At 68.1% G+C, this 4,149-nt stretch carries 3 protein-coding genes; 2 read left to right on the top strand and 1 reads right to left on the bottom strand.

Annotated elements, in window-relative coordinates; all coding sequences use genetic code 11:
* Window positions 1-99: 99 nt before the first annotated feature.
* Window positions 100-1,503 carry a dihydrolipoyl dehydrogenase gene (gene lpdA / locus ACFWF1_RS43980; RefSeq protein WP_379284351.1) on the bottom strand — a complete coding sequence of 468 codons (1,404 nt, stop codon included), beginning with the start codon at window positions 1,501-1,503 and terminating at the stop codon, window positions 100-102.
* Window positions 1,504-1,647: 144 nt separating this feature from the next.
* Between lpdA and ACFWF1_RS43975 the strand changes: the two genes are divergently transcribed.
* Both ACFWF1_RS43975 and ACFWF1_RS43970 read left to right on the top strand, forming a co-directional pair.
* The gene (locus tag ACFWF1_RS43975) at window positions 1,648-2,826 is read left to right on the top strand and encodes an AraC family transcriptional regulator ligand-binding domain-containing protein (protein WP_379284350.1); all 1,179 of its coding nucleotides are present in this window, start codon (window positions 1,648-1,650) and stop codon (window positions 2,824-2,826) included.
* 148 nt (window positions 2,827-2,974) lie between these two features.
* Window positions 2,975-4,015 carry an NADP-dependent oxidoreductase gene (locus ACFWF1_RS43970; RefSeq protein WP_379284349.1) on the top strand — a complete coding sequence of 347 codons (1,041 nt, stop codon included), beginning with the start codon at window positions 2,975-2,977 and terminating at the stop codon, window positions 4,013-4,015.
* The last annotated feature ends 134 nt before the right edge of the window (window positions 4,016-4,149 follow it).

Here is a 4,149-nt window from a genome sequence, read left to right as displayed (position 1 = left end):
CTGTTCGCCTTCCGCCTTGTGGTGTGATATGCCTCGCTCCGCCGGTGGGGCGCCGGCCGCGCCCCGCCCCCGCCCGGCCACCGTTCTGTGCCGCTGCGCTCAGAAGTTGATCATGTGCCCGGCGAGGCCGTGGAAGGCCTCCTGCAGGGCTTCGCTGAGGGTTGGGTGGGTGTGCACGTTGCGGGTCAGCTCGTTGACCGTGAGGTCCCACTTCTGGGCCAGGGTGAGCTCGGGCAGCAGCTCCGAGACGTCCGGGCCGATGAGGTGGCCGCCGAGCAGTTCGCCGTACTTGCTGTCGGCGACCAGCTTGACGAAACCGGTCGGATCGCCGAGGCCGTGCGCCTTGCCGTTCGCGGTGAACGGGAAGGTCGCGACCTTCACGTCGTAGCCCTCGTCGCGGGCCTGCTGCTCGGTCAGGCCGAAGCTGGCGACCTGCGGCTGGCAGAAGGTGGCGCGCGGCATCATCCGGTAGTCACCCAGGGTGACGGTGTCGGCACCCGCGATGGTCTCGGCGGCGACCACGCCCTGCGCCTCCGCGACATGCGCGAGCTGCAGCTTCGCGGTGACGTCACCGATGGCGTAGATGTGCGGCACGTTGGTGCGCATGTAGTCGTCGATCGCGATGGCGCCACGGTCGGTGAGCTGGACGCCGGCCGCGTCCAGGCCGTAGCCCTCGACGCGGGGCGCGAAGCCGACGGCCTGCAGCACCTTGTCGACGGTGACCGTCTCCACGTTGCCGGACTTGTTGTCCTTGATCGCGACGGTGACCTTCGAGCCGTCGTCGTCGATGGACTGCACCGCGGCACCGGTGGTGATGGTGATGCCGAGCTTCTTGTACTGCTTGGTGATCTCCTTGGAGACGTCCGCGTCCTCGTTGGGCAGCGCACGATCCAGGAACTCCACGATGCGCACGTCGACGCCGTAGTTCTTCAGGACGTAGCCGAACTCCATGCCGATCGCGCCCGCGCCGACGATCAGGATCGAGCCGGGCAGGTCGCGGGTGAGGATCTGCTCCTCGTAGGTCACCACGTTGGCGCTGAGCTGAGTGCCCGGCAGCAGCTTCGTGATGGTGCCCGCGGCGATGATCGCGTTGTCGAACGTGATCGTCTCGGTGCCGCCCTTGGACAGCTCGACCGACAGGGTGTTCGCGTCGGTGAAGGTGCCCTTGCCGTCGAACTCGTCGATCTTGTTCTTCTTCATCAGGAAGTGGACGCCCTTGACCCGGCCGTCCGCCACCTTGCGGCTGCGATCGAACGCGACACCGAAGTCGAAGTTCACCTCGCCCGAGATCCCGAAGGTCTTGGCTTCCTTGGTGAAGATGTGCGCCAGCTCAGCGTTACGCAGCAACGCCTTGGAAGGGATGCAGCCGACGTTCAGGCACACACCGCCCCAGTACTTTTGCTCGACGATCGCGGTACGGAGGCCTAACTGTGCCGCACGGATGGCGGCGACGTAACCGCCAGGACCGGCACCGAGAACGACAACGTCGTAATGGGAAGTCACGACACCGAGCCTAACTCTGCCGCTACGAGTTGGCCCACCGGTCCCCCACAACAATGAGCCACAGGCCACACCTGACCGCAAGTTCGGTGCTCGCGAGGTCGTTCGAGTGGCGAATCAGACATTTCGACTCGCTAGTGTCGAATCGTGGCGACAGGTGGATCGGCGGGGCGAGATACACCCGCGACACACCGATCGGCTGTCCCGAGCGACAACACAGCGGCCCGGCGCGACAACACCACGGCCCAGCCGTTCGCTGACGCCGCGCGGCCCGATCGCTCGACACCGCCACCCAGCGCGCCCCGGTCCATCCCGATCTCGCCGATCGACAGCACGGCATCGACGAATCTGATCCGGTTGGTCCGCGACACTGCCCGCCGAGCCGGTGTCGGCGACGACCGGCTCGCGGCGATTCACGGCACCGACGACGCGATCCTGGTCGGCGAGCTCAACCGCATTCCGCTGAGCTCGCTGGTTCAGCTGTGGGACCTACTCGCCCAGGCACAACCGGAGCCGGGTGCCGGGCTCGCCGTGGTCGACGCCGCTCCCCTGGGCACCCTCACCACTTGGGACTATCTCGTCACGAACGGGCCGACGCTCGCCGCCGCATTGCGGAGCGCACAGCCGTACCACCGGCTGGTCACCGCGGCCGCCGAAGGCTTCGATCTCACGCACCACGGCGAACTCACCGTCGGCTTCCGCACCACCGCGGGTGACCCGGCGATCGCCGCGGCGGTAAACGAGTACGTGCTCGCCTACTACCTGCGGCGCGCCAGGGAAGCCACCGGTCGACACGTGATTCCGGCTCGCGTCGCGTTCAGCCGTGCCGCACCCGGCAACCACAGTGTCCTGCGCAACGCCTTCGGCACCGATCGCATCGAGTTCGACACGCCTGCCGACACGATCACCTTCACCGCCGCGGACGCCAACGCCGCGTTGCCGCGCGCCGATCCGATGCTGGCGGATCTGCTGCGCAGTCACGCCGATCTGGTCCTCGCCACCGCCAAGCCGATCCCCGGTCCGCTGGAGGCGTTCCGCATCGCCTCGGCAGCTGCCATCGCCGCCGGTGACGCATCGCTGGCGACCGTCGCCCGCCGCCTGGCCCTCAGCCCACGCACCCTGCAACGCCAACTTGCCGAACACGGCACCACCTGGCGCGCGGAATACGACCTGATTCGCTATGAACAGGCGAAAACCCATCTCGCCGAGGGACATCTGACCACCTCCGCCATCGCCGCCCGCCTCGGCTTCACCGACGACCGCGCCCTCCGCAAAGCCGTCCACCGCTGGACCGGCGCCTCCCCCGCCACCCTCAGAACCAGCTGATCCATCAGCAGTTGTCCCCGCGACGGATGTGTCGCGTTTGGACCGGGAGGTGTCGTCACAGGACCTGGGAACAGGGGTTTCGGGCTCATAGCGTTAGCCGTACCGGATCGACGGGGTCCGGCAGAGTCACCGAAGAAGAGGCCGTGCAATGAGCATCCAGACCACCACCGCCGCGAATGTCGTTCTGTCGCAGACCTCGCGGGAGATCCAGTTGGCCGCGCGGCCGAGCGGAGCGCCGACGGCGGAGCATTTCGCATTAGTGGACAAGCCGATTCAGGCGCTCGCCGAGGGGCAGGTGCTGGTGCGCAACACCTGGATGTCGGTGGATCCGTACATGCGGGGACGGATGGACGATCGTCCGTCCTATATCGCGCCGTTCCAGGTGGGCGAGGCGCTGGAGGGCTCGGCGGTCGGCGAGGTGATCGCCTCGGCGGCGCCCGCTATCGCGGTCGGCAGCACGGTGACGCACTTCGCGGGCTGGCGCGAGTACGCGGTGCTCGACGCCGCCGCGGTGACCCCGGTCGATACCTCGCTGGCCGCGGTACAGCACTACCTGGGCGCGCTCGGCACCACCGGCCTCACCGCATACGCAGCGCTGACCGAGGTGGCGCGGGTGAATCCCGGTGACACCGTGTTTATTTCGGCGGCGGCGGGTGCGGTGGGCAGCGTCGCCGGGCAGCTCGCCAAGGCACTCGGTGCCGGGAAGGTGATCGGCGCCGCGGGCGGACCGGCCAAGACCAGGCTGCTGCTCGACGAGTTCGGCTTCGACGCCGCGATCGACTACCGGGCAGGCGATTTGGCCGGACAGCTCGCGGCGGCCGCGCCCGAGGGGATCGATGTCTACCTCGACAGCGTCGGCGGTGAACATCTGCGGGTCGCCGTCGAGGCGATGCGCCCGAAGGGCCGGATCGCGCTGGTCGGTGCGATCAGCGGCTACAACGGTGGCACCGCCGAGCCCGGCCCCGACCTGTTCAAGGCTGCGACACGGGAACTTTCGTTGCGCGGCATGCTGGTGAACAGCTACTTCCCGATCTTCGGCGAGTACATCGCGAAGGCGGCCGCCTGGCTGGCCGACGGGACGATCCGCACCAGGGAGACCGTCTACGAGGGCCTCGAGCAGGCGCCGGCCGCGTTCCTCGGTGTGCTCTCCGGCGCGAACACGGGCAAGATGCTGGTCCGTCTCGGGTGAACCCGGCCGAGTGTGTGGCGCGACCGATTCGGTCGCGCCCCACCCGTTTGGGGGACGGCGGATGTGTCGGTCCCCCGGGCGCTAAATTGCCGTTGGTGTCAGCTGATTACAGTCGGCGGGTGGGGATTTGGCTG

The sequence above is a fragment of the Nocardia sp. NPDC060255 genome (assembly GCF_042727395.1).
In the GTDB taxonomy this organism is placed as follows: Bacteria; Actinomycetota; Actinomycetes; order Mycobacteriales; family Mycobacteriaceae; genus Nocardia.
This window is presented reverse-complemented; position numbering and strand designations above follow the sequence as displayed.